Origin of the sequence: Enterobacter cloacae complex sp. ECL352, assembly GCF_020149545.1 — a bacterium.
Taxonomy (GTDB): domain Bacteria; phylum Pseudomonadota; class Gammaproteobacteria; order Enterobacterales; family Enterobacteriaceae; genus Enterobacter; species Enterobacter asburiae_B.
Genome location: NZ_CP083709.1, coordinates 2,848,232 through 2,873,152 on the forward strand (window position 1 = coordinate 2,848,232; position 24,921 = coordinate 2,873,152).

A 24,921-nucleotide genomic window follows, 5' to 3' on the forward strand; every position below is an offset into this window, starting at 1 on the left:
ATACAACAATTCAATATCAACTTGTTAATAAGCAAGGCAGGTCCTTATGTTTGGAGCAGAACTCGTCATCGTCTTGTTGGCGATTTATTTGGGAGCAAGACTCGGGGGTATCGGCATTGGTTTTGCCGGCGGTCTCGGGGTGCTCGTTCTTACCCTTATCTTTCAGATTAAACCCGGCGCAATCCCGTTCGACGTTATCGAAATCATCATGGCAGTTATTGCCGCTATCGCCGCCATGCAGGTGGCAGGCGGTATGGACTACCTGGTAAGCCTGGCGGAGCGTATGCTGCGCCGCCATCCAAAATACATTACCTTCCTTGCCCCGCTGGTGACCTGGTTTATGACCATTCTCGCCGGTACGGGCCACACCGCCTTCTCTACGCTGCCGGTGATTACCGAAGTGGCGAAAGAGCAGGGTATCCGTCCGTCTCGTCCGCTCTCTATTGCCGTCGTCGCGTCCCAGATTGCGATTACCGCCTCGCCGATTTCCGCTGCGGTGGTCTTCTTCGCCGGTATTCTGGAGCCGATGGGCGTGAGCTACCTGACGCTGCTGGCGATCTGTATCCCGGTGACGCTGATCGCGGTGATGATTACTGCCGTGCTGTGTAACTTCCTCGGCGCCGAACTGAAAGACGATCCGGTTTACCAGGAACGCCTCGCCAAGGGTGAAGTGAGACTGCGCGGCAGTCAGGTCTTCGAGCTGAAGCCGCACGCAAAGCGCTCCGTGCTGCTGTTCCTGATCGGTATTGTCGCGGTGATGTTCTACGCGACCGCCATCAGCGACACCGTGGGCCTGATCCAGAACCCTGTCCTGCCGCGTAACGAAGCGATTGTAGTGTTTATGCTGACCATCGCGACGCTGATTAGCATCACCTGTAAAATCGACACCAGCGAAGTGCTGAACGCCAGCACCTTTAAATCAGGTATGAGCGCCTGCGTATGCGTATTGGGCGTGGCGTGGCTCGGTGATACCTTCGTGAAAGCGCACATCAGCGACATTCAGACCGTCGCTGGCGACCTGCTGCACAACTACCCGTGGCTGCTGGCGGTGGTGCTGTTCTTTGCCGCTACCCTGCTTTACTCCCAGGCGGCGACCACCAAAGCGCTGATGCCTGCGGCACTGATGCTGGGCGTGACGCCACTGACGGCGATTGCCTCTTTCGCGGCGGTTTCTGCCCTGTTCGTTCTGCCAACTTACCCAACCCTGCTGGCGGCGGTGGAGATGGACGACACCGGCTCAACCCGTATCGGTAAGTATGTGTTTAACCACGCGTTCCTGATCCCGGGCGTGGTCGCCATTTCACTTTGCGTGATCCTCGGCTTTATCATTGGCGGCGTGGTGCTGTAAACGGTGAGTGGTTGTAAAAATAGTTAAAATCGGGCCGCACTGCGGCCCGTTTCATTAATGACCAACCGCCTTGCGTGATATAGTGAAGCCTTTCGTGATGAGGAGGTCGACTTGTGAACACGCCTGATGCTGTTGTCGTACTGTGTACCGCCCCTGATGAAGCCTCTGCCCAGGATCTCGCCGCCAAAGTGCTGGCCGAAAAACTGGCCGCCTGCGTGACGCTCCTCCCCGGTGCCACCTCCCTTTATTACTGGGAAGGCAAGCTGGAGCAAGAGTACGAAGTCCAGATGTTGCTCAAAACCAATCTGGCGAATCAGCAGGCTCTCCTGGACTGCCTCAAATCTCATCATCCTTACCAAACCCCGGAGCTGCTGGTATTGCCAGTGGTCCACGGCGATAACGACTATCTCTCATGGCTCAACGCTTCCTTACGCTGATCCTGCTGCTGTGCAGCACGTCAGCTTTTGCCGGGTTGTTTGACGCGCCCGGCCGTTCGAACTTTATTCCTGCCGACCAGGCGTTTGTTTTCGATTTTCAGCAGAACCAGCACGATCTGACGCTCACCTGGCAGGTGAAAGAGGGCTATTACCTCTATCGCAAGCAGGTGAGCATTACCCCTGCCCAGGCAAACGTGGCCGCATTACAATTACCCGCTGGCGAATGGCACGAGGACGAGTTCTACGGTAAGAGTGAAATCTACCGCCAGCGCCTGAGCGTGCCCGTTACGGTGAATCAGGCCGATAAAGGCGCGACGCTGACGGTGACCTACCAGGGATGCGCGGACGCGGGATTCTGCTATCCACCGGAAACGAAAGTCGTGCCGCTCAGCGAAGTGAAAGCGTCTGCTGCTGTAACGCCGGTCCCCTCGGTTGAGAAAACCAACGACAGCGCTGACCTTCCGTTCTCAGCGCTGTGGGCGTTACTGATTGGTATCGGCATTGCCTTTACGCCGTGCGTGTTGCCGATGTATCCGCTCATCTCCGGCATCGTGCTGGGCGGCAAACAGCGTCTTTCTACCGCCCGCGCGCTGCTGCTGGCTTTTATATACGTGCAGGGAATGGCGCTAACCTACACAGCCCTTGGCCTTGTGGTTGCCGCTGCCGGGTTACAGTTCCAGGCGGCACTCCAGCACCCTTATGTTCTCATTGGCCTGTCAGCGGTGTTTATCCTGTTGGCGCTGTCAATGTTTGGCCTGTTCACGCTACAGCTGCCCTCTTCGCTGCAAACGCGCTTAACACTGATGAGCAACCGTCAGCAGGGCGGCTCCGCAGGCGGCGTGTTCGCGATGGGTGCCATTGCCGGGCTGATTTGCTCTCCCTGCACTACCGCACCGCTGAGCGCTATCCTGCTGTACATCGCCCAGAGCGGTAACATGTGGCTCGGCGGGGGTACGCTGTACCTCTACGCGCTCGGCATGGGTCTGCCGCTGATTCTGGTCACGGTTTTCGGCAATCGACTTCTGCCGAAGAGCGGCCCGTGGATGGAGACGGTGAAAACCGCATTTGGTTTTGTCATCCTCGCGCTGCCGGTGTTCCTTCTTGAGCGTATCATCGGCGACGCCTGGGGTCTGCGCCTGTGGGCGATGCTCGGCGTAGCATTCTTTGCCTGGGCGTTTATCGTCAGCCTGGGGGCGAAGAAGCCATGGATGCGCCTGGTGCAAATCCTGCTGCTGGCTGCCGCGCTGGTGAGCGTACGCCCTCTGCAGGACTGGGCGTTCGGCACACCGGTGAGTCAGACCCAGGCGCATCTGCACTTTACCCAGATAAAAAACGTGGATGAACTTAACAGCGCACTGGCAGAGGCGAAAGGCAAACCGGTGATGCTCGATCTCTATGCCGACTGGTGTGTCGCCTGCAAAGAGTTTGAAAAATATACTTTTAGCGACCCACAGGTGCAAAGCGCCCTGAAAGAGACCGTTTTGCTCCAGGCTAACGTGACCGCCAATAATGCGCAGGATAAGGCTCTGCTGAAGCAGCTTAACGTACTCGGGCTGCCAACCATTCTGTTCTTCAATCAACAGGGACATGAGCAGCCAGAACAGCGTGTAACCGGGTTTATGGATGCTGCGGCATTTAGCGCGCATTTGCGCAATCGCCAACCGTAAACAACACTTTAAGCGGGACAAACCGTTGGGAATAGCGGAGGAGATAACCGTGCAACGTGAAGACGTACTGGGACAAGCCCTGCAACTACTTGAGATTCAAGGGATCGCCAGCACTACGCTTGAGATGGTAGCCGACCGTATCGATTATCCCCTGGATGAACTTAAGCGCTTCTGGCCAGATAAAGAGGCGCTACTCTATGACGCCCTGCGCTATCTCAGCCAGCAGGTTGATATCTGGCGCAGACAACTGATGCTGAATGAAGAACTGACCGCGGAGCAAAAGCTGCTGGCGCGCTATACCGCCCTGACGGAATGCGTCAGCAACAACCGCTACCCGGGTTGTCTGTTCATTGCCGCCTGCACTTATTTTCCTGACCCTGGCCATCCTATTCACCAGTTGGCGGATCAGCAAAAACGGGCGGCGCATGACTTTACCCACGAGCTGCTGACCACGCTGGAAGTCGATGACCCTGCGATGGTGGCTAAACAGATGGAGCTGGTGCTGGAAGGTTGCCTCAGCCGCATGCTGGTGAACCGTAGCCAGGCCGATGTGGATACGGCGCACCGCCTGGCGGAAGATATTCTACGCTTTGCCCAATGCAGAATGGGTGGAGCGCTGACCTAAGCCAGCATGCCCGCCCAGGCGGAGACGAGCAGACACAGCGCCATCAGGCGCTGAAACCGCACCATCGCCACGGTGGTGCGAAAAATTCGGTTCACCGCTTTACCCAACCACGCCCAGCACATCAAACAGGCTATCGAGATCAGCAGAAACCATAGCGCCATTAGCGCAATATCCCGCAATGCATGATCGCCAGTTGGGGCAAACAGGCTGACGACGGCCAGCGCCATCATCCAGGTTTTGGGGTTCACAACCTGCAGCAGCGCCGCCGCCCGAGCGGTGAATCGAATACGGTTCTCAGCGGAGAGACGGGCAGCCGGGGCGCGAAACAGCTGCCAGCTCAACCAGCTTAGCCACAGCACGCCTGTCCAGCTCATTATCTGACGTATCAGAGGATACTGACGCAGCACTTCCCCTGCGCCCGTGCCTGATACCAGCACAATCGCACTGGCCGCGATACATCCGCCCAAAATAGCAGGTACGGTATTTTTTACGCCAAAGTGCTGGCTGTTCGTCAGCACGAGAATATTGGTCGGCCCCGGCGTAATGGAGGCGACAAATGCGAACAACAGAAAGGGTATCAAACTCACGGGTGGCTCCTTTTTATTAGAGCCATGAATGTGCCGTTATTTTTTGGAAACGTCTGGAAGGTTTGTGCACAACCGTCGGTAGTGTGCAGGAGAGATACGGTAAGCACGCTGAAACCAACGTCCCAGATGGCTTTGATCGGCAAAACCCACTGTTCCAGCCACATCAGCGGGCTGGTCGCCACGCGCCAGCAGCTGTCGGGCCTTTGCCAGACGCAGCTGAATAAGCCATGCGTGTGGCGCCAGGTTGAACTCGCGCTTAAAACAGCGCGTCAGGGTAAAGCGATCCGTGCCCGTCTCGCGCGCAAGGTCTGACAGCCCTACGTTCTCGCCGATATGAGCAAAGAGATAGTCGCGCGCACGGTGCGCCACGGCAGCGCTTTGTAACTGCGACGGCAGTTTTTTACGCCAGTGGCAGTGGGCGGTGATCCGGGAGAGCAGATTATCCATTGTGCTCTGCTGAACGATTTTCATCTCGTCATTATGCAGGGTGGAAAATGTCTCACCGATAGCACGCACCAGCTGCGGCTCCCGCGTCAACGTTTGGGCAAAGTGGAGTGAATAACTCCCGGGAGTAGATTCGTAAAGCCCTTGTAGCGCACGGGTAAGCCAGCGCTCATCCAGATAGAAGGTCAAATAGGTAAAGCCGCCCTCTACAGGCGCATCACCGTCGTGGATCTCGCCAGGTTCGAGGAGAAATGCGTCGCCCGGCTGGCTACGATGACGCTCACGGCGGCAGTGAAACTGCTGCATGCCGGAGAGGGTTATCCCTACCAGATAGCTATCGTGCCAGTGCGGATCAAAGGCATGCCCTTCGAAATGCGCTTTAATCGTCTCAATACCCGTATCTGCATGCTGACGCAGTTCAAGCCAGTCATTCGCCATACTGTCCTCCTCTTGCTATCAGCATTGCCGTATTACGCTGGTTGTGTCTGGAAGATTTGTGCATTTTCACGGCGAAAGCGGACAGATTGCCGCAAACTTAAGCAGTTGAACAGCTTTTCCCGAAATAATGTTGACGATCGAGCGTGATTGCGGTTTAATGCGCTCCGTTGCCCGGATAGCTCAGTCGGTAGAGCAGGGGATTGAAAATCCCCGTGTCCTTGGTTCGATTCCGAGTCCGGGCACCACTTATTCATACACGGACGTCCACTGACGTCCGTTTTTCTTTTTAAAGTCAACAAAATATCTACTTTATCCCCCTTACTGACGTTCACTAACATTCATCAACATCCACATTGCCTTGATGGTATATCTGTTGGTATTGTTAGTTCGATACGTTTTGTACCATCACAGGGAGGGGTAAACGATGGCTCTCACTGATGTCAAGGTAAGAAATGCCAAGCCCGCCGACAAGCCTGTAAAGCTCACTGACGGCAACGGCATGCATCTTCTTATTCATCCCAATGGCTCCAAATACTGGCGTCTACAATACCGCTTTGCAGGAAAACAAAAGCTACTGGCTCTTGGGGTCTACCCTGCTGTCTCTGACCTGCTCCCCGTTGATTAGTACACCCCGATGTTAGTAATGTCTTCATAAGCCACATGAGGACATCCCCATGAAGAAGCGTTTTTCCGACGAACAGATCATCAGTATTCTCCGCGAAGCCGAAGCTGGGGTACCCGCCCGTGAACTCTGCCGCAAGCATGCCATTTCCGATGCCACGTTTTACACCTGGCGTAAGAAGTATGGCGGTATGGAGGTGCCTGAAGTTAAGCGCCTGAAGTCGCTTGAGGAAGAGAACGCCAGACTCAAGAAGCTGCTTGCCGAAGCCATGCTGGATAAAGAGGCGCTTCAGGTGGCTCTTGGGCGAAAGTACTGACGACAGACCAGAAGCGGGAAGCCGTGATGTTGATGTGTGATGCGACCGGTCTGTCGCAACGTCGTGCCTGCAGGCTTACAGGTTTATCCCTGTCGACCTGCCGCTATGAGGCTCACCGTCCGGCTGCTGATGCGCATTTATCAGGGCGCATCACTGAGCTGGCACTGGAGCGCAGGCGTTTTGGCTACCGTCGTATTTGGCAGTTGCTGCGCCGTGAAGGGCTTCATGTTAATCATAAGCGCGTGTACCGGCTTTATCACCTCAGTGGCCTGGGCGTAAAACGCAGAAGACGTCGTAAAGGGCTGGCAACAGAACGTCTGCCGCTGCTCCGTCCGGCGGCGCCCAATCTGACCTGGTCGATGGATTTCGTCATGGACGCACTTTCCACCGGTCGCAGGATCAAGTGTCTTACCTGCGTCGATGATTTCACAAAGGAATGCCTGACGGTCACTGTTGCCTTTGGGATTTCAGGCGTTCAGGTCACGCGTATTCTGGACAGCATTGCACTGTTTCGAGGCTATCCGGCGACGATAAGAACTGACCAGGGGCCGGAGTTCACTTGCCGTGCACTGGATCAATGGGCCTTTGAGCATGGTGTTGAGTTGCGCTTAATCCAGCCGGGCAAGCCAACGCAGAACGGATTTATTGAGAGCTTTAACGGACGATTTCGCGATGAATGTTTGAATGAGCACTGGTTCAGCGATATCGTTCATGCCAGGAAAATTATTAATGACTGGCGGCAGGATTATAACGAATGCCGCCCGCACTCCACGCTGAATTATCAGACACCGTCTGAATTTGCAGCGGGCTGGAGAAAGGGTCATTCTGAGAATGAAGATTCCGACGTTACTAACTGAGTGTTGTATCTAATCGTGGGGGCAGGTCAATTGGACCATGTTGTTCCATTGGGGACGGTTGCTATCATCAGGAAGCAATATGCTCATTTCTTCATCGGTAAGGCCGAACTCCCTCCCCAACGGTTCATAACATGAGGAAGAACTAACTTCTCCCCATCGGTTATAAATATTTCAAAGTAAGGGAATCTCAATCTCTTTATAACTCGGGAATGCCATGTTTATCAGCATCAAGATGAATAAGTTACTTTCTGAAAATTTCGCGTATATGCCACTGAAGTGGTTTACTGAATTTGGCCACCTGAACAGAGGTGATATGCTCACCTCAGAACAACACAGGTGCCATAATGAAAAAAAGAAATTTCAGCGCAGAGTTTAAACGCGAATCCGCTCAACTGGTCGTTGACCAGAATTACACCGTGGCAGATGCAGCCAGCGCTATGGATGTCGGCCTTTCCACAATGACGCGATGGGTGAAACAATTACGTGATGAGCGGCAGGGAAAAACACCAAAAGCCTCCCCCATTACCCCGGAACAAATTGAAATCCGTGAGCTCAGGAAAAAGCTACAACGTATTGAAATGGAAAATGAAATATTAAAAAAGGCTACTGTAGATTCAATTGGTCAACGCAACAGTTATGTGAAAACATGGGGTTGCGGAGGTTTTTTGAATGAGACGAACATTTACAGCAGAGGAAAAAGCCTCTGTTTTTGAACTATGGAAGAACGGAACAGGCTTCAGTGAAATAGCGAATATCCTGGGTTCAAAACCCGGAACGATCTTCACTATGTTAAGGGATACTGGCGGCATAAAACCCCATGAGCGTAAGCGGGCTGTAGCTCACCTGACACTGTCTGAGCGCGAGGAGATACGAGCTGGTTTGTCAGCCAAAATGAGCATTCGTGCGATAGCTACTGCGCTGAATCGCAGTCCTTCGACGATCTCACGTGAAGTTCAGCGTAATCGGGGCAGACGCTATTACAAAGCTGTTGATGCTAATAACCGAGCCAACAGAATGGCGAAAAGGCCAAAACCGTGCTTACTGGATCAAAATTTACCATTGCGAAAGCTTGTTCTGGAAAAGCTGGAGATGAAATGGTCTCCAGAGCAAATATCAGGATGGTTAAGGCGAACAAAACCACGTCAAAAAACGCTGCGAATATCACCTGAGACAATTTATAAAACGCTGTACTTTCGTAGCCGTGAAGCGCTACACCACCTGAATATACAGCATCTGCGACGGTCGCATAGCCTTCGCCATGGCAGGCGTCATACCCGCAAAGGCGAAAGAGGTACGATTAACATAGTGAACGGAACACCAATTCACGAACGTTCCCGAAATATCGATAACAGACGCTCTCTGGGGCATTGGGAGGGCGATTTAGTCTCAGGTACAAAAAACTCTCATATAGCCACACTTGTAGACCGAAAATCACGTTATACGATCATCCTTAGACTCAGGGGCAAAGATTCTGTCTCAGTAAATCAGGCTCTTACCGACAAATTCCTGAGTTTACCGTCAGAACTCAGAAAATCACTGACATGGGACAGAGGAATGGAACTGGCCAGACATCTAGAATTTACTGTCAGCACCGGCGTTAAAGTTTACTTCTGCGATCCTCAGAGTCCTTGGCAGCGGGGAACAAATGAGAACACAAATGGGCTAATTCGGCAGTACTTTCCTAAAAAGACATGTCTTGCCCAATATACTCAACATGAACTAGATCTGGTTGCTGCTCAGCTAAACAACAGACCGAGAAAGACACTGAAGTTCAAAACACCGAAAGAGATAATTGAAAGGGGTGTTGCATTGACAGATTGAATCTACAACCGCGCTCTTGATGTCAGACTCCCTGAACAGTTCTCGATAATCGGGAAACTCAGGGCGCGTTATCCTGTGGCCACTCTCTGCCATGTGTTCGGGGTCCATCGCAGCAGCTACAAATACTGGAAAAACCGTCCTGAAAAGCCAGACGGCAGACGGGCTGTATTACGCAGCCAGGTACTTGAACTGCATGGCATCAGCCACGGCTCTGCCGGAGCAAGAAGCATCGCCACAATGGCAACCCAGAGAGGCTACCAGATGGGGCGCTGGCTTGCTGGCAGACTCATGAAAGAGCTGGGGCTGGTCAGTTGCCAGCAGCCGACTCACCGGTATAAGCGTGGCGGTCATGAGCACGTTGCTATCCCGAATCATCTTGAGCGACAGTTCGCCGTAACGGAACCAAATCAGGTTTGGTGCGGTGATGTGACCTATAGTGTGCCCGGAGTTCAGGGCGGGCATGGATGCTTAAATGAACCGCGAGTCTGTCTGGAATATTGAACCGGTAACTCACGATGAGAAACCCAACAATCCCACCGGGTGTGACGGTGGAGAACCTGAGCGGCAGTGACCTGCGGCATGCCCGCAGGGTGATGTAACCCGCTGACAACGGGGATTGAGGCGAGATCACTAAGCCGAGATGATCCTCAAGGTTAAGTACTGAAAGGCTGAAGAACATGAACCCGTTAATCCGCCTCTGTGGGTTGAAAACGTCACCACGGCCTACGTGATCTGACAGGCCGTGCAGGAGGAACTGGCAGTGATACGTAAGCACTGCCGGTCGAAGGTGTTTTGACATGTATGCGAAACACCGGGGCAGCAGCGTCTATCACGCTTGCGTTGCTGACTTCTGCCAACTTGCGGCAAGCAAGGATAAAGAGTGCGACGGGCAGCCTCCTCAGTATGCCTGAGTCCAGGCAGGTAAACCGGGGAAGGTCAGCGACGGATGTTAAGGGGGCATGGCTCCGATGACGCGCTGGCTGGCGGAGCTTCCGTAGTAGTCCGCGATGGGGAAAGCCCATTACATGGCGAAGGGAAGCAGTTTGAATGTGTTTGCGACGTGAATTAACTGACCTAACGAGGTGAAGACCTTTGATAATCAGCGAAATGCAACGCAAGCTTGCCACATGGGCGGCCACCGATCCGTCCCTACGGATTCAACGGCTGCTGCGTCTGATAACACAACCAGAATGGCTGGCTGAAGCGGCGCGGATCACGCTTTCATCAAAGGGGGCGCATACCCCCGGCGTTGATGGCGTGAACAAAACAATGCTACAGGCCAGACTGGCTGTTGAGCTGCAAATCCTCAGGGATGAATTACTCTCAGGCCACTACCAGCCCTTGCCCGCCAGACGGGTTTACATCCCTAAAAGCAACGGCAAACTGCGACCACTGGGTATCCCCGCGTTGCGGGATCGTATTGTTCAGCGGGCCATGCTGATGGCGATGGAGCCGATATGGGAGAGTGATTTTCATACGCTCTCATATGGCTTCCGGCCTGAGCGCAGTGTCCACCACGCGATCCGCACGGTGAAATTACAGCTCACAGACTGCGGTGAAACCCGGGGACGCTGGGTGATTGAAGGCGACCTGTCCAGTTACTTCGACACCGTACATCATCGACTGCTGATGAAGGCTGTACGCCGCAGGATCAGTGACGCACGTTTCATGACTCTGCTGTGGAAAACCATCAAGGCGGGACATATCGATGTCGGTCTCTTTCGGGCGGCCAGTGAAGGTGTGCCACAGGGCGGTGTTATATCGCCGCTATTATCGAACATCATGCTGAATGAGTTCGATCAATACCTGCATGAGCGCTACCTGAGCGGGAAAGCCAGAAAAGATCGGTGGTACTGGAATAACAGTATCCAACGGGGCCGAAGTACGGCGGTCAGAGAAAACTGGCAGTGGAAACCCGCGGTGGCGTACTGCCGCTATGCCGATGATTTTGTCCTCATCGTCAAAGGCACCAAAGCACAGGCGGAAGCCATCAGGGAGGAGTGTCGGGGTGTGCTCGAAGGCAGTCTGAAACTCAGGCTGAACATGGATAAGACTAAAATCACCCATGTTAATGACGGCTTTATCTTTCTGGGGCACAGGATCATTCGCAAACGCAGTCGTTATGGCGAGATGCGAGTGGTCTCAACGATCCCGCAGGAGAAAGCCAGAAACTTCGCCGCATCGCTGACAGCACTGTTATCAGGCAACTACAGTGAAAGCAAAGTCGATATGGCTGAACAACTCAACCGAAAACTGAAAGGCTGGGCCATGTTCTATCAGTTCGTTGATTTTAAGGCCAAAGTCTTCAGTTATATCGACCGTGTCGTGTTCTGGAAGCTGGCTCACTGGCTGGCCCGCAAATACCGTACAGGTATCGCTTCCCTGATGAGGTGGTGGTGTAAATCACCGAAACCGGGTCAGAGCAAAACGTGGGTTTTATTTGGTAAAACCAATCACGGCAAGCTCAGCGGCGAAATACTGTACCGGTTGGTGGGGCAAGGCAAGAAGCTGTTCCGCTGGCGGCTACCCGAAGGTAATCCCTATCTGAGGACGGAGACCAGAAACACGTATACATCGCGCTTTACAGAAGTGGCAATGGCGTTCGCCAGCATTTAAATGGAGAGCCGGATGCGCTGAAAGGTGCACGTCCGGTTCGGGGAGGAGAGGCAGGGAAATAGTCCGACTACGCCCTGCCTCTTACTCTACTCTGGACGGGTAAGCGCTGGGCGTACCTCGCCGTTGTTCTCGACCTGTTCGCAAGAAAACCAGTGGGCTGGGCCATGTCGTTCTCGCCGGACAGCAGGCTTACCATGAAAGCACTGGAAATGGCATGGGAAACCCGTGGTAAGCCCGTCGGGGTGATGTTCCACAGCGATCAAGGCAGTCATTATACGAGCAGGCAGTTCCGGCAGTTACTGTGGCGATACCGGATCAGGCAGAGTATGAGTCGGCGTGGAAACTGCTGGGATAACAGCCCAATGGAGCGCTTCTTCAGGAGTCTGAAGAACGAATGGGTGCCAGCGACGGGCTATGTAAGCTTCAGCGATGCAGCTCACGCAATAACGGACTATATCGTTGGATATTACAGCGCACTAAGACCGCACGAATATAATGGTGGGTTACCACCAAACGAATGTAAGCGTGCAGTGAGAACCGTATTGACGAAGTGAAGCTGGTCAGGCAGGCAGAGTAACCCGCCACGGGAGCAGAGCACCCACCCGGTTCACAGGCCAGTCGGCGATGACATCAAGTACATAATGCAGATAGCGTTCCGGATCCACGCCGTTTAATTTGCACGTCCCGATAAGACTGTACAGTGACGCACCGCGCTCACCACCATGATCCGAGCCGAAGAACAGCCAGTTTTTTCTCCCCAGACTGACCCGTCGTAGGGCGTTTTCGGCAATGTTATTATCCACCTCCACCCAGCCATCTTCTGCATAGCGGATCAGCGCCGGCCACTGGTTCAGCGCATACCCGAACGCCTTCGCCAGTTCTGAGTGCCTTGAGAGGGTTTTCTGTTTCTCCCGCAGCCACCCCTCCAGTGACGCCAGCAGCGGCAGCACTTTTTGGTGCCGGACTGCCTGCCGTTCCTCTGCTCTTTTACCTCTGAGCTCCGACTCGATGGCATACAGCTCGCCGATCCGTTTCAGCGCCTCCTCCGTCAGGGCTGACGGGGTACGGACGTGAACATCGTGGATTTTTCGGCGGGCATGGGCCCAGCACGCGGCTTCCTTTATATGGCCGTCGCGGTAGAGCTCGTTGAACCCGGCGTAGGCATCAGCCTGCAGTACGCCACTGAAGCCTGCAAGATGGGTCTGAGGGTGGATACCTTTTCTGTCCGGGCTGTAAGCGAACCACACTGCGGGGGCCAGCGCTGATCCGGCGTTGCGGTCGTCTCGAACGTACGTCCATAAGCGCCCGGTCTTCGTCTTCTTATTGCCCGGCAACAGCACCGGGACAGGCGTATCGTCAGCATGGAGTTTGCCGTCGGTCAGGACATAGTGCTGAAGGGCTTCATCCAGCGGTGCCAGCAGACGACAACACGCATCCACCCAGCCCGACAGTACAGAACGACTCAACACTACACCCTGGCGGGCATAGATCTCCGACTGGCGATACAGCGGTGTGTGCTCTGCATACTTTGAGGTCAGCACTCGGGCCAGCAGCCCCGGTCCGGCGATCCCCCGTTCGATGGGGCGCGAAGGAGCCGGGGCCTGAACGATGCGATCGCACCGACGGCAGGCATGCTTTTCACGGACTGTCCGGATAACCCGGAAGGCGCTGCGCATCAGCTCCAGCTGTTCGGCGGCATCCTCACCCAGGTAACTCAGCGAACCACCGCACTCCGGGCAACACGGCTCAGTCGGCAGCAGCCGCTTCTCATCCCGTGGGAGTGACTCAGGGAACGGTTTGCGGGTGCGGGTCTGACGCAGCGGGCGCTGCACTGCCGGGTCATCCACCCGGCCGGTCAGCGTATCGCTTTCCTGCTGCAGCAGGTTCAGGTCAGCTTCCATTTGCGCGATACGGCGGGATACCTTTTCGGAACGACTGCCGAAGTTCATCCGGCGCAGCTTATCCAGTTGCGCCTGCAGATGGTCTATTTCGCGTTCCCGGTTGCTCAGCTTTTCCTGCAGGGCGTGGATCAACGCTTCCTGTTCGGCCAGGCGCTGTTTCAGCAGAAGGATGTCGTCAGAAGAGGTGTCGTTCATAAGCCTGTATTTTACCAGGCTTATTCTGCGACAACCAGGATAAAGAGCGCTACAACATGGTCAGGGATGTCAGTAACCGCTTTGGCTGTCGCCAGTCGATACCTTCCATCAGCATCGCCAGTTGCGCCGGCGTCAGGAACACTTTGCCATCGCGGGCTGAGGGCCAGGCGAAGCGACCACGTTCCAGTCGCTTTGTCAGCAGGCACAGACCATCGCCGGTGGACCAGAGCAGTTTTACCTGACTGCCGCTGCGTCCCCGGAAGATGAAGACGTGGCCGGACATCGGGTCATCTTTCAGCGCGGTCTGCACCTTTGCGGCGAGGCCATTGAAGCCGTTGCGCATATCGGTGATACCGGCAACCAGCCAGATTTTTGTGCCTGCGGGAAGATTTATCATACAGGCCCCCGCATCAGTTCGCGCAGGACAGTGCTCATGAGTTCAGCAGAGGGATGAGTCAGTGTTATTTCTCCTCCCCGACATTTTATGTGGCAGGTAGCGGGAGGAGAGCAGGATGGTAGTTCGAAGGTTGGGAGAGAAGAGCCCGCCTGAAGCTGCACGGGTATCAGGGCAGGAAGCGACGATGAGTTTTTTCGGGGCCGACAGACCCGCCCTTCACGCTGCCAGAGCCTTATCCATTTAAAGAGCAGGTTATCATTGACGTCATGTTTCCGGGCCAGTGCGGCAATACTGCCTTCTTCTTCAAGAGCCAGCCTGACCAGTTCCATTTTGAATTCAGGGGAATAGTGTTTCCGGGGAAGTCTTTCTTTAGCGCGCATGAGGTGTCCACCTGCAAAATAAGTGGGTGCTTAAGTTACAGGATCCTGGATTCGGGACCAGACGGTACTCAGACGACGCTTACAAACGAATCAGAAAACCGATACTGGAAAAACTCTAACGCGGTGGCCAGTTTTAGTTGACCACAACACACTCTATATAACTATCCTGCGGATAATTTTCTTTTTGTAGTGGGAGGTGAATTTGAGCTCCTGCGAAGTCCCAAAAGAATCTGGATACAACGCTATTACCATTTACAGCGGAAGATATTTGAACGCGCATGTTTTCATCCACTCCAAGAGAGCCTTTATCAAAGGCTTTATGATGGATTGAACAGAGAGCTAAGGAAGGTGCGAATAAGCAGGTCATTTCTTCCCAAGCTGACTCGCTGATTAAAATTTCGCGGATCTGGGCCGATTTTTTTCCCGCAAACACATCGAATCAGCCTATTTAGGCTATTTTTTCCACCATTTCTGGCGTTATTTCCGGTTTTTACTGAGATCTCTCCCACTGACGTATCATTTGGTCCACCCGAAACAGGTTGGCCAGGGTGAATAACATCGCCAGTTGGTTATCGTTTTTCAGCAGCCCCTTGTATCTGGCTTTCACGAAGCCGAACTGCCGCTTGATGATGCGAAACGGGTGCTCCACCCTGGCACGGATGCTGGCTTTCATGTATTCGATGTTGATGGCCGTTTTGTTCTTGCGCGGATGCTGCTTCAAGGTTTTTACCCTGCCGGGACGCTCGGCGATCAGCCAGTCCACATCCACCTCGGCCAGCTCCTCGCGCTGTGGCGCTCCCTGGTAGCCGGCATCGGCTGAGACAAATTGCTCCTCTCCATGAAGCAGATTACCCAGCTGATTGAGGTCATGCTCGTTGGCCGCGGTGGTGACCAGGCTGTGGGTCAGGCCACTCTTGGCATCGACACCAATGTGGGCCTTCATGCCAAAGTGCCACTGATTGCCTTTCTTGGTCTGATGCATCTCCGGATCGCGTTGCTGCTCTTTGTTCCTGGTCGAGCTGGGTGCCTCAATGATGGTGGCATCCACCAAAGTGCCTTGGGTCATCATGACGCCTGCTTCGGCCAGCCAGCGATTGATGGTCTTGAACAATTGACGGGCCAGTTGATGCTGCTCGAGCAGGTGGCGGAAATTCATGATGGTGGTGCGATCCGGCAGGGCGCTATCCAGGGATAATCGGGCAAACAGGCGCATGGAGGCGATTTCGTACAGGGCATCTTCCATGGCACCGTCGCTCAGGTTGTACCAATGCTGCATGCAGTGAATACGCAGCATGGTCTCCAGCGGATAGGGCCGTCGGCCATTGCCCGCCTTGGGATAAAACGGCTCGATGACAGCGGTCATATTCTGCCATGGCAGAATCTGCTCCATGCGGGAGAGGAAAATCTCTTTTCGGGTCTGACGGCGCTTAGTGCTGAATTCACTATCGGCGAAGGTGAGTTGATGGCTCATGATGTCCCTCTGGGATGCGCTCCGGATGAATATGATGATCTCATATCAGGAACTTGTTCGCACCTTCCCTAAATGCCCTTCCGAAATAAGATACCAGATAAAATACAGGAAGGAACCGGCGAGAACGGCCGGGAAGGCGACCACAACGCTTGCAGGTATAAAGAAAACGAACCCGCCAAAGATAAGTAATAACAAAAAGCAAAGGCCAGGTCCATTATTGTCAGGTGTTGAGTTTGCTTCAGCGTCTATAGACATATTAGTGATCTGCCTGTGGGTTAATGATAGGGAATGGAATAAATGCCCTTGGTGTAAGCAAACTGAGAGGTAAAGGCTGTTTGGTCTTTCCGTTAACTAATGCCAGTGACGTCAGGCGCAGCGTGAGATTGCTTTCGCAATAATGCTCGCCTTCGGCGAAAGCCGTTTGGTATCGCGTGGCATCAGAATCGCCGAATGGGTCTACCTGCAAAGTATCATGAGCTACAAGGTTATTTTTTGCATCAACGAGGTCAAAGCCTATCTCTAACGAACCAACGCTTTCCATGCCACTGTCCAGCGTGAAAGTGGCGCTGCACATCCCTTGATTTGCCCAGACGGTGTTTGAGTGCCAGATCTCAATCGCATGAGTTGGAGCAGCGAATAAAAGACATGCGAATACTGTGCTACAGTGTAAGTAACGGCTCATCATATTTTACCATCCTGAAAATGATGTATTAATCAACATAACCGTATGTTGCATCATCACCGGTGTCCGCTTCTTTTACGAGGCCTTGACCGCGATATTCATTAGGTAAAAACCCCCCATTAGTGCACTCTTTTTTCATGATGAGCTTTTGGTTTTTATATACTTTCAGGCCGGTATAATCCCATCCTTTTCCCGTACCGCTATAAACAACATAGCTGTAGTTGCCATTGATGAAACGATAATAATAAGCGCCTCCACCTGAGAACGTCATTTCACCCAGGCGAACCTGCGTTTTGTCTCCCTCATTTTGGGGGAGAGTCATTTCTACTTTTTCAAGTGAGCCGTAATAATAAGTAGGAACATCGTGATCCAGACGGACGATAACGTATTTTCCGTTCGTGAGTTCGCAGTTGAAAATAAGTTCAGGCTCAGGCGGTGCAGCATGAACGCTTGGAGTTGTCGCCAGAAGTGTCAATAATCCAGCAGAGAGTAATTGAGATTTCAACGTTATTTTTCCTTAGCAGGTAAAGCAGCCGGTAATCCGGCTGCTATTTTATTATTGTGAAGCCAGTGTTTCTTGTAATTCATTCAGCTGTCCCTGCAGCTTCTGCAGTTCCATCTGTTTTTGCAATTCGGAAGCGCTTGGTTTGTTTTGCGCCTCCTTCATACTTTTTTCCAGGTCTGCAACTTGCTTTTGAGCATCAGCCCGGCCAGCTGTTTTTTTCTTCAACTGGGCGACCAGATTGTTCATCGACTTTTGCAGTTCTTGCTGCGATTTTTGTTTACTGGCTACGTTGGCATTGCTCAGTGCTTTCTCTTTTTCAATCGCATCATTCACCGCTTTGAACTCTTTATTCAGTTCCTGATCGTGTTGCAGCGTTTTTTGTTTATCTTCAACGCGCTTATCCCAGGTGCCGGAGTAGTTGCAGTTAAATTTGGTAATAATGCTGACATCACCGGTTGTCGGGTCACAATCTCGCGCGTTAGTGGCACAGCCGGCTAATATGAGTGCGCTGAGTGCAAGAAAAATATAACGCATTGCTATTCCCCTCAACCGACTTTCAGCGCGGTGCGCTGGGTATAGAGGCTATCGAGCTCGCCCTGCAGAGAGCCAATTTTGTCGCGCATCAACGCAATCTCGCTATCCAGATTTTGGGTATCACTGCCGGATTTGCTCATGTCTGCAGAAACGTCCTGCCACTGCTTCTCATGTTTTTTCATGTCGGTGATGGTGCCGCGAAGGTAAGCAATGTTGGCATCCACTCCTTTAATTTGCTTCTGTACGGCGTCTTTTTTCACCGTGTTTGCAGCCATATCTTTTTCTATTTGAGCGAGGGTCTTTTTATCAGAGTCGATAACCGATTTTGCAACGCTGGTTGCGTTCTGAATGCGTTTGTTTTCGGCTTCAACATCCTTAATCGTTGCGTTTAACTGCAGCTCTTGGGAGGCGTATTTTTTGCGCTGATTATCCAGATAGGCGTTAGCCCCCATACCCACACCGCAACCGGCGATAGCGGCGGCGGCCATACATACCGCTTTGTTGCTGGAGTTACTGACAGCGCAGGCCAGTGCGCCGATTACCGCGCCGCCAGCACAGGCCTGCCAGCCTGATTTATTGAAAAACTCAACGTCCTGATTATTGGCAAGGCGCGGGTCGACGCCGCCACTACTTCCCGTACTGCCATTCTGGCACCCCGCCAGAAATACCATCATTCCTGCTATCACTGCTGTGCGAATAACCTTTAACATTCCAATCTCCTGAACTATTTAATTATTTTTTTTACATGAACTAAGCCACGCCTCGCGCGCAACTTTTCCATCTTTCCAGTACCCCTGAAGGTTCTTCCAGTAGGTATCGAGATAACCGTTAAGGTTGGTTTTTCCGCGTGCAGCCATCTGTTGCAATACGACAGCGACCTGCGGTTCGATGAGGGGTTTGTCATAGGTTGTGCCCATGTCTACCAGGGTGTCAGCGTAATAACTGGTAATAAAATCAAGGGCTTTTTGATGTTGACCAAGCTGTTCCTGACGGCGGGAGCAATTAGCATCAAGCTGGCTGCCTGCGGCACAGGTTTTGGTGAAGAGCTGGTTGAGACGATCGTAAAACTCGCCGTCATCTTTCATTTTTGTGCACAAAAAGGCGCCCAACTGTAACGATGTGCGTATTGCCTGATCCCGTTGTTCATCCCGAAGCTGGCTATTTGCGCGCAGCTCACCGCGCAGTTGCTCAAGTTGTTTCTTCAGTGCGTCATCCTGGACTTTTGCCGAGATAGCATTCAGGTTTTTTAGCGAATCATCAGCTTTGCCTGCAGGTGTCTCCTTTTTACCCGTGCCTAATGATTGCCACTCTTTTTCAATCTCTTTCACCCGCTCGCGTGATGTCAGGGTTGTGGAAACTAAAACCAGACGAACACCGGTGCTTTTGGTTGTATTCTCGCCCGCATTGGCATAGTACGGCTCCTCTCCACGCAGTGAACTGCGGATATCCGCCTGAGGAGTCATATAACTGCCCCCCCGAACGACATAGCCCCCAGCCTTACCATGCAGGCGATCGAGCTTGTTCAGGCGGAACGGGTCAAACATCATCTCTGCTGCGTTGCCCAGTATGTCGTGCAATCCGAGCGGGTTAGGTTTCAGCAGGCCGGTAAGCTGAAGTTTTCCATTTGCAGACTGTGCCCCCGCAAACCAGACATAACCGTTTAATCCTTCAGGCATGGGGAAGTGGCGATCGCGGAACTCTGCGGGGGAAACCGCGAGCCCGCCGCGTGCGGCAAACTCCCACTCGGTTTCTGTCGGAAGCCGTAAAAATCCCGCCTGACCATCATCTTCAGGCAGTGCAGAAAGTTTTTCTTTTCGTAACCACAGGTTGTATTGATTTGCGAATACCATGGCATCCATCCAGCCAATACTCACCTTCGGTAAACGTCCTTTCATATCCGTCGTCGGGCATTCCCCAGAAAGCGCGCGATACTGCAGGTCGCTCAGTTCATATTTGGCCATCAGGTAATAACGGCCCTTACCACCCTTCTCCGGGAAACTGCCTGCAATGTGTTCCTGGCGAGATTGTTCAACGTATCCCCAGTCGTCGCCTTCTTGCCCCAGCGTGATGTTGTAATCTTCCAGCGGTTTATTCAGCGGGATAGCGACTTTGCGAAATGCCATGGCACCGTCGCACGGCATAGGCAATATCACGTCATCGGCCAGAGGTTTTGGGTTCCAGAACTTTTCATCCCAGGTGGCTTTCGCCGCGCAGGCGTACCCGAGTCCAATGATAGCCAGGCTCATCGCCAGTTTAGATTTCACGTAAACTCTCCGCAGGTTCGATTTTCAATGCGCGCAGTGCTCCGATAGCGGCCACGCCTAACGCCACGGCAAGGACACAGAGCAATGCGGCGATAAAATGAAGGGGGTCAAGGTGACAGACGAATGCCTGGTCCGGTAAAGAACTGCCCAACACATGGTTGAACAATGCGCTGCCCAGCAGGTAGATGATCACACCCAGTCCGTATGAGACGCCGGTCAAACACAGCGCCTGAATAATAATAAAAAGCGTCACAGCGCGACGGCGAAAACCCAGAAGGCGCAGCACGGCCATATCTTTGCGCTTACGATCAATGTTGGCGATGAAGGCACCGACTAACGAGGCGATGCACCCTGATGCAGAGATCCAGGCTATCACGCCAAAGATAATCCCCAGCACACGGTCGATGGCACGCACAGACTCAATTTGAGCTGACTGAGTGATAGCCTCAATGTTCTGCGTCTCCAGCCACCGCGCGAGGAGTGAAACGTCATCTATCGAACTGGCATAGATACGTGCTCTTGAATAGCGGGTTCTCTCTCTGGGCGGCTTGCCATCGCTGACCCCCAGCAAGGGAACCTGAAAGCCATCGCGGTAGTCTTCCAGAGCAACAAGCAAAGGCAATGTAATAAAGGCACCTTGACGTGAAAATTTTGCGTCATCCAGCACGCCGGTAACGGTTAAAGCGAACGTGGCGCGTTGGTTTTTCCCTTCGCTTTTTCGGCTCACCATCAGGCGCAGGATATCTCCTGGCTGCACGCCAAGGCGCCGTGCCGCACTGGCGCTGAGTACGGTATCGCTGTCTTTGACCGGTGCTCTGACATCCTGCAAAAGAGGATCGCCTTTGGCCGTCGGGATCACTTCAGCACCCGGGACAAAGTGTTGCCCGTCCCGGACCAGATCGGCCTGAGTGTTCAGCGAACGGGTTAACGGAATCGAAAATCCGACTTCTGAACGGCGGGCGAGCTTATCAAGCCAGGCAAAATCATAATTACCATTACCCGTTATACGTACTTCCCGGGTGCGAGGGTCGTCGAGAAGCTGATGGCGAAGCTGGCTGACAATGCCATTCTTCAATCCGAACAGCAGCAATAACGGTGCGATAACGGCAATCAAAGAGAAGATGATGCACAGCGCGACCTTGCGATCGTGAATGAGATCGCGCAGAGCCATACGGCATAGCAGGGTGCCTGACGCTGGCATATCAGCTGGATAAGAAGACACTTTTTCCCTCTCCGGTCACGGCCTGATATCGGTCAATCCCAAAATGCGTCACGCGCTGCCAGTCGTGGCTCACAACAATGGCTGCCATATCCAGTGAGCGCACCATGCCGATCATCAGGTCAAACAGCCGGTCTGCATTATCAGGATCCAGCGCCGCAGTCGGTTCATCGGCAAGGAGTAAGCGTGGCTGGTGGGCAATCGCACGGATGAAGGCAACGCGCTGGCGCTCGCCGATAGAAAGCCGGGAAGGCATTCTTGTCAGCAGCGGCCGCACGCCCAGGCTGTCGATGGCCTTATCGAGCCAGGCTGACTGTAGGCTAAGTCCTGCCAGCCTGCGAACCAGAGTGATGTTTTCTATCACGGGTAACCAGGGCAACAAGCCGCCGTGCTGTAGCATAAACCCAAGCTCGCGTGCGCGAAGCGCGGCCAGGACAGGCTCGTTTTCAGCCATGAGCGGTATTGAAATATCGCGACCGGCGAGCCGGTATTCGGCAAGATGCGCTGGGCGGAGGATCGCCCCTATCATCTCCAGAAGCGTGCTTTTACCGCACCCGCTAGGCCCGGTTAGAGCGACCACCTCTCCCTTTTTCAACGAGAGGTGCGGGAGGGCGACGCTATAGCCATGCGTTCCGCCCCGGCTGATCTCCATATCGCGGATCCTCAACATCAGGGCAGGTTCTCCAGAGGTACCGGATAAACGTTATCGCGTGGGTCGCTATCGGGCGCTAATGCCACCCAACGGTCTACATCCTGGTTGTAGCGTTGATAGTAATTAAGCTTGGTATTCAGCCTGCGGATGAAACGCTCCTGCTCAAGGCCATCCCAGCTTTTCCAGGTTTCTTCGTCCAGGCTCAATACTTCACTGAGGTAAGGTAAGCTCTCGATATATTCACCGAGCAGTCCCATCTCTCCGAGTCGGGTCGCATTTTTCCCTTTCGCCTGGTTTGGATCGTTGCCCATGGTTGCCGCCAGAGAACGCAGGCTGGCAAACATGTCATCCGGAGAGATCATCCCCTCATTGGCGGCATTGACGATCTTCTTCATGACATCGCTCAGATCGCTGAGCTCGCTTTTCGTGAGCAGTACGCGCACCTCGGTCGCCGGGATGTTTTGGTCAATCAGATCGCGGTCGCTTATCCATGACTTGAATACCGGTGGTGCCGTGGTGCCTTGCTTTTCACCCAGATAGGCAAGACGCATTGCCTTACTTAACTTGTCGGCATCACTGAGCAGGGGATCTTCTTTCTTACCGGCATATTTAGGGCTTGCCCCCAGCGCGCTCCCCGCCGTTTCTTCGCCGCTCCAGGCTGTTTTAATCTGGCCGGTAATGGCATTCGCCAGGTTATCGACCATACTACCGAAGCTATTTACATCACCTGAATCAATAGGATAGTAGAGCGGTTTGTGCAGGAATGGATTTAACGTCAGCTCCTGATACTGGGCTTCAGCAGAACTGTGATTTTTCTTACCATCAGAGGTTTTCAGATGTAACGCATACAGCGCAACGCCACGATAGGCGGCTTCCTGACGCACCTGGGCGGCATCCAGATGGGTTGACGAGAGCTTATCTGTGCCATCAAGCGCGCCTGCGTCAGTAATCAGTACAACGTAGCGGGCGCCAAACTGCGTCCAGTCCACTTTGTCCAGCGCTGTCATGACCCCGCCGTAAGCATCTTCATCAACCTTGCTGCTGGAAACGGTAGCCTGCTTCAGGTCATGTACTTTAGCGAGGAAGTCTTTACCATCTTTAACGGTATTGGGGTCGACATACATCTTGCTGTCGTATTCAAGACCCGGAACCGCTTTCACGCTGGAGCGGAAAGCTACCAGGCCAAACTTGACCTGATCCTGTAAGTGTTCCTTCTCGATCCTCTTGTAGATCTTATCGATCGCCTCTTTAGTGCGATCGATATACGGCCCCATCGAGATGGTGGAGTCGATCACAAAAACAACCGAGGCGGAGAACCCTTTCATCATGTTCTTTTCATCAGCAGCGGACGCGGCCTTTTTTGCGAGCGACTTTTCGCTGACGGAGGCAACGTTGAGTACACGTACCTGGAAGCCGGTATCGGTAAACACATCATCTGAGCCAAGAACAGGTAAGAGATAAAAGTTTTTTAACTGATCCACCATGTAATCAGGCTCGCGTGCCAGAACCTGCGGGACCGGTTTATGGCTGCTCAAACTGTTGAGCATTGGTTGCAATGTTGCCGCAGGGTTTTTGCTGTTCAGAAGAGACTCAACGTCGGATTTCTCTTTAAAGAACAGCATCGGTTGACGGCCAGCAGGATTGGTAAACGCCAGCGTCAGCTGCATTTTCCAGTCAACGGTGCAGGAGGATTTCATCCAGCCAGCGGTATGACCAAAGCTGTCCGGCCCAACCTGCAGCCACGTGTCCTGACCCAGCGTTGTCCTTTGGTAAACATAGAATCGACTAAAGGCCGGCTGCTCTTTACCTGCTTCACCTGCTTTGGCGGACAGCTGGCAGCCTGGGTAAGTCAGTACCCGCTGGAATAACGCATGTTTACCTTCCTGCAAAAGCGGCTGTTTACCCGCGGCACAGGCGGGGGATGCCAGCGTTGCGGCACACACCAGGCTACTGAACCAATGCATGTATTTCATTGTTTATCCTATTTCTTCAGCTCAGCTAAACGGGCTTTGGCCTCGTTATTCTGCGGGTCCTGATTTACAACCGATTCATACCAATACGCCGCTGTCTCTGCGTCAGGATTGAAGCATCCCCCTGGTTTTGCGGTTTTCGGGTCATATTCTTGTGCATAACGAACAGCTATCTGCGTATCGCCGGACTGGGCTTTATAGGCGTAAAGGCGCTGAGCGATATCGCAATGTTTTGCCGCTTTCGCTTTTGCGATGACGTCCAGCAGTTGTGCACTACTTGGCTGGCTACGCAGGCACCCTTTAACGAACGCCATTTCATTGCCGCTCGCCATTTGTTCATCACCACACGGCCCGGTAATTTTCGCGACGGGCGCGGGAGGTGCCGCTGGAATTGCAGGCTCTGGCTTACGGGTAAACCACCACCCAGCAGCGGCCAGCAGGAGCAATAGAATGGCTAATCCCGCAAATAACGGCAGCTTACTTTTCGGCTTCTGCGGCTGTTGAGATACAGGCTTTTCTGCGACAGGTTCTAAAACGACAGGTTCCGGTTCTTGAACGGACATCGGCTGCACGATGGGGGTATCATTCAGCGTCTGTATATTTTCCGGGAGTGGGTTTTCACCACCGGCCTGGGAGCTGAGTAGCCCTTCAGCGATGGTCAGAATCCCCATATCCTTATTACTTCCATCTTTGATGGTGATGCGATAGGCCGCCTGGCGGTTGGCGAGTAGTGGATCGATCAGAGAAGGGCCGACCTGAACGCAGGGCGTCTCCTCATTTTGTATCAGTGGAGGAAGGGCGAGGAAAATCTCGCCACTGACCCAATCACCGTGGCTATCCAGATACAGGCGATCCTGATTACGTACTACCGAGATTGTGACGCCCTCGGCATCGCCTTTCCAGCCTTTCAACAAGAGCAATGCGAATCCTGGTTGTATAGGGGTCAGCGTCTTAAGTTCAGGTTTGATCACGT

23 protein-coding genes, 1 tRNA gene and 5 pseudogenes are annotated in these 24,921 nt (G+C 53.4%); 12 read left to right on the forward strand and 17 right to left on the reverse strand.

What is annotated here, in order from left to right:
* The first annotated feature begins 46 nt into the window (after positions 1-46).
* The 4 genes from LBF07_RS13850 (at position 47) to LBF07_RS13865 (ending at position 4,077) form a co-directional block, all read left to right on the forward strand.
* Positions 47-1,348, forward strand: coding sequence for an anaerobic C4-dicarboxylate transporter (locus tag LBF07_RS13850; RefSeq protein WP_023334226.1), 1,302 nt, complete (start codon positions 47-49; stop codon positions 1,346-1,348).
* Positions 1,349-1,461: 113 nt separating this feature from the next.
* Positions 1,462-1,785, forward strand: a complete 324-nt coding sequence (gene cutA / locus LBF07_RS13855; RefSeq protein WP_014168278.1) for a divalent cation tolerance protein CutA — start codon at positions 1,462-1,464, stop codon at positions 1,783-1,785.
* Entirely contained in the window at positions 1,761-3,452 is a 1,692-nt protein-coding gene (locus LBF07_RS13860; RefSeq protein WP_094935117.1) for a protein-disulfide reductase DsbD, read from the forward strand. Before cutA ends, LBF07_RS13860 begins: the two co-directional genes overlap by 25 nt.
* Positions 3,453-3,501: 49 nt before the next feature.
* Entirely contained in the window at positions 3,502-4,077 is a 576-nt protein-coding gene (locus LBF07_RS13865) for a transcriptional regulator (protein WP_032643754.1), read from the forward strand.
* On the opposite strand, the gene LBF07_RS13870 is transcribed toward LBF07_RS13865, so the two are convergent.
* Both LBF07_RS13870 and LBF07_RS13875 read right to left on the reverse strand, forming a co-directional pair.
* Positions 4,074-4,664 carry a LysE family translocator gene (locus tag LBF07_RS13870; protein ID WP_094935116.1) on the reverse strand — a complete coding sequence of 197 codons (591 nt, stop codon included), beginning with the start codon at positions 4,662-4,664 and terminating at the stop codon, positions 4,074-4,076. The genes LBF07_RS13865 and LBF07_RS13870 overlap by 4 nt on opposite strands.
* Before the next feature lie 36 nt (positions 4,665-4,700).
* Positions 4,701-5,546: an AraC family transcriptional regulator gene (locus tag LBF07_RS13875; protein ID WP_094935115.1), complete on the reverse strand. Its 846-nt coding sequence runs from the start codon at positions 5,544-5,546 to the stop codon at positions 4,701-4,703.
* A gap of 169 nt (positions 5,547-5,715) precedes the next feature.
* Here LBF07_RS13875 and LBF07_RS13880 point away from each other — a divergent pair.
* From LBF07_RS13880 to LBF07_RS13915, 8 genes and pseudogenes are all read left to right on the forward strand, one after another.
* Positions 5,716-5,791, forward strand: a tRNA-Phe gene (locus LBF07_RS13880).
* A 179-nt stretch (positions 5,792-5,970) separates the two neighbouring features.
* Positions 5,971-6,150 (forward strand): annotated as a pseudogene (locus tag LBF07_RS13885) (Arm DNA-binding domain-containing protein); the annotation flags it as partial.
* Between the two features lie 70 nt (positions 6,151-6,220).
* Positions 6,221-7,341, forward strand: a protein-coding gene (locus LBF07_RS13890; protein ID WP_087451024.1) for an IS3-like element ISSen4 family transposase whose coding sequence is annotated in 2 segments (ribosomal slippage) — positions 6,221-6,479 and positions 6,479-7,341 — 1,122 coding nt in all. Because the reading frame shifts where the segments join, the coding sequence is not laid out codon by codon here.
* 344 nt (positions 7,342-7,685) lie between these two features.
* A pseudogene (locus tag LBF07_RS13895) lies at positions 7,686-7,943 on the forward strand (transposase); the annotation flags it as partial.
* A 67-nt stretch (positions 7,944-8,010) separates the two neighbouring features.
* The gene (locus tag LBF07_RS13900) at positions 8,011-9,162 is read left to right on the forward strand and encodes an IS30-like element IS30 family transposase (protein WP_001254932.1); all 1,152 of its coding nucleotides are present in this window, start codon (positions 8,011-8,013) and stop codon (positions 9,160-9,162) included.
* A gap of 9 nt (positions 9,163-9,171) precedes the next feature.
* Positions 9,172-9,597: pseudogene (locus LBF07_RS13905) on the forward strand (IS3 family transposase); the annotation flags it as partial.
* 672 nt (positions 9,598-10,269) lie between these two features.
* Positions 10,270-11,778 carry a group II intron reverse transcriptase/maturase gene (gene ltrA, locus LBF07_RS13910; RefSeq protein ID WP_001189111.1) on the forward strand — a complete coding sequence of 503 codons (1,509 nt, stop codon included), beginning with the start codon at positions 10,270-10,272 and terminating at the stop codon, positions 11,776-11,778.
* An 80-nt stretch (positions 11,779-11,858) separates the two neighbouring features.
* Positions 11,859-12,332, forward strand: a pseudogene (locus LBF07_RS13915) (IS3 family transposase); the annotation flags it as partial.
* 6 nt (positions 12,333-12,338) lie between these two features.
* Here the strand turns inward: LBF07_RS13915 and LBF07_RS13920 are convergent.
* The 15 genes and pseudogenes from LBF07_RS13920 to LBF07_RS13985 all read right to left on the reverse strand — a co-directional run bounded on the left by LBF07_RS13920 (position 12,339) and on the right by LBF07_RS13985 (position 24,919).
* Positions 12,339-13,874: an IS66 family transposase gene (locus LBF07_RS13920; RefSeq protein WP_016239903.1), complete on the reverse strand. Its 1,536-nt coding sequence runs from the start codon at positions 13,872-13,874 to the stop codon at positions 12,339-12,341.
* A gap of 49 nt (positions 13,875-13,923) precedes the next feature.
* Complete coding sequence (gene tnpB, locus LBF07_RS13925; RefSeq protein WP_000609174.1) at positions 13,924-14,271, reverse strand: IS66 family insertion sequence element accessory protein TnpB; 348 nt, start codon at positions 14,269-14,271, stop codon at positions 13,924-13,926.
* Entirely contained in the window at positions 14,268-14,651 is a 384-nt protein-coding gene (locus tag LBF07_RS24725) for a transposase (RefSeq protein ID WP_001201739.1), read from the reverse strand. Before LBF07_RS24725 ends, tnpB begins: the two co-directional genes overlap by 4 nt.
* Positions 14,652-14,784: 133 nt before the next feature.
* Positions 14,785-15,012: pseudogene (locus LBF07_RS13935) on the reverse strand (HNH endonuclease); the annotation flags it as partial.
* On the reverse strand, positions 14,969-15,160 hold the full coding sequence (locus LBF07_RS24730; RefSeq protein ID WP_342707331.1) for a hypothetical protein: 192 nt from the start codon (positions 15,158-15,160) through the stop codon (positions 14,969-14,971). The pseudogene LBF07_RS13935 and the gene LBF07_RS24730, both read right to left, overlap by 44 nt.
* Entirely contained in the window at positions 15,142-16,122 is a 981-nt protein-coding gene (locus LBF07_RS13940; RefSeq protein WP_016156491.1) for an IS5-like element ISKpn26 family transposase, read from the reverse strand. The genes LBF07_RS24730 and LBF07_RS13940 overlap by 19 nt, the downstream gene beginning before the upstream one ends.
* 256 nt (positions 16,123-16,378) lie before the next feature.
* On the reverse strand, positions 16,379-16,807 hold the full coding sequence (locus tag LBF07_RS13945) for an IrmA family protein (protein WP_048980632.1): 429 nt from the start codon (positions 16,805-16,807) through the stop codon (positions 16,379-16,381).
* Between the two features lie 25 nt (positions 16,808-16,832).
* On the reverse strand, positions 16,833-17,309 hold the full coding sequence (locus LBF07_RS13950) for a hypothetical protein (RefSeq protein WP_058840477.1): 477 nt from the start codon (positions 17,307-17,309) through the stop codon (positions 16,833-16,835).
* Positions 17,310-17,360: 51 nt separating this feature from the next.
* Positions 17,361-17,843, reverse strand: a complete 483-nt coding sequence (locus LBF07_RS13955) for a hypothetical protein (protein ID WP_033144529.1) — start codon at positions 17,841-17,843, stop codon at positions 17,361-17,363.
* 11 nt (positions 17,844-17,854) lie between these two features.
* Positions 17,855-18,553 carry a hypothetical protein gene (locus LBF07_RS13960; protein ID WP_033144530.1) on the reverse strand — a complete coding sequence of 233 codons (699 nt, stop codon included), beginning with the start codon at positions 18,551-18,553 and terminating at the stop codon, positions 17,855-17,857.
* An 18-nt stretch (positions 18,554-18,571) separates the two neighbouring features.
* A complete protein-coding gene (locus LBF07_RS13965) occupies positions 18,572-19,966 on the reverse strand; it encodes an SUMF1/EgtB/PvdO family nonheme iron enzyme (protein ID WP_223998095.1) in 1,395 nt (464 codons plus the stop codon).
* Positions 19,967-20,096: 130 nt separating this feature from the next.
* Complete coding sequence (locus tag LBF07_RS13970) at positions 20,097-21,278, reverse strand: ABC transporter permease (protein ID WP_224435042.1); 1,182 nt, start codon at positions 21,276-21,278, stop codon at positions 20,097-20,099.
* A 31-nt stretch (positions 21,279-21,309) separates the two neighbouring features.
* Positions 21,310-21,996 (reverse strand): ABC transporter ATP-binding protein, encoded by a 687-nt coding sequence (locus tag LBF07_RS13975; protein WP_094935523.1) that lies wholly within the window; start codon positions 21,994-21,996, stop codon positions 21,310-21,312.
* A complete protein-coding gene (locus LBF07_RS13980) occupies positions 21,996-23,951 on the reverse strand; it encodes a vWA domain-containing protein (protein ID WP_094935522.1) in 1,956 nt (651 codons plus the stop codon). The genes LBF07_RS13975 and LBF07_RS13980 overlap by 1 nt, the downstream gene beginning before the upstream one ends.
* An 8-nt stretch (positions 23,952-23,959) precedes the next feature.
* Positions 23,960-24,919: a hypothetical protein gene (locus LBF07_RS13985; protein WP_094935521.1), complete on the reverse strand. Its 960-nt coding sequence runs from the start codon at positions 24,917-24,919 to the stop codon at positions 23,960-23,962.
* Positions 24,920-24,921: the final 2 nt, after the last annotated feature.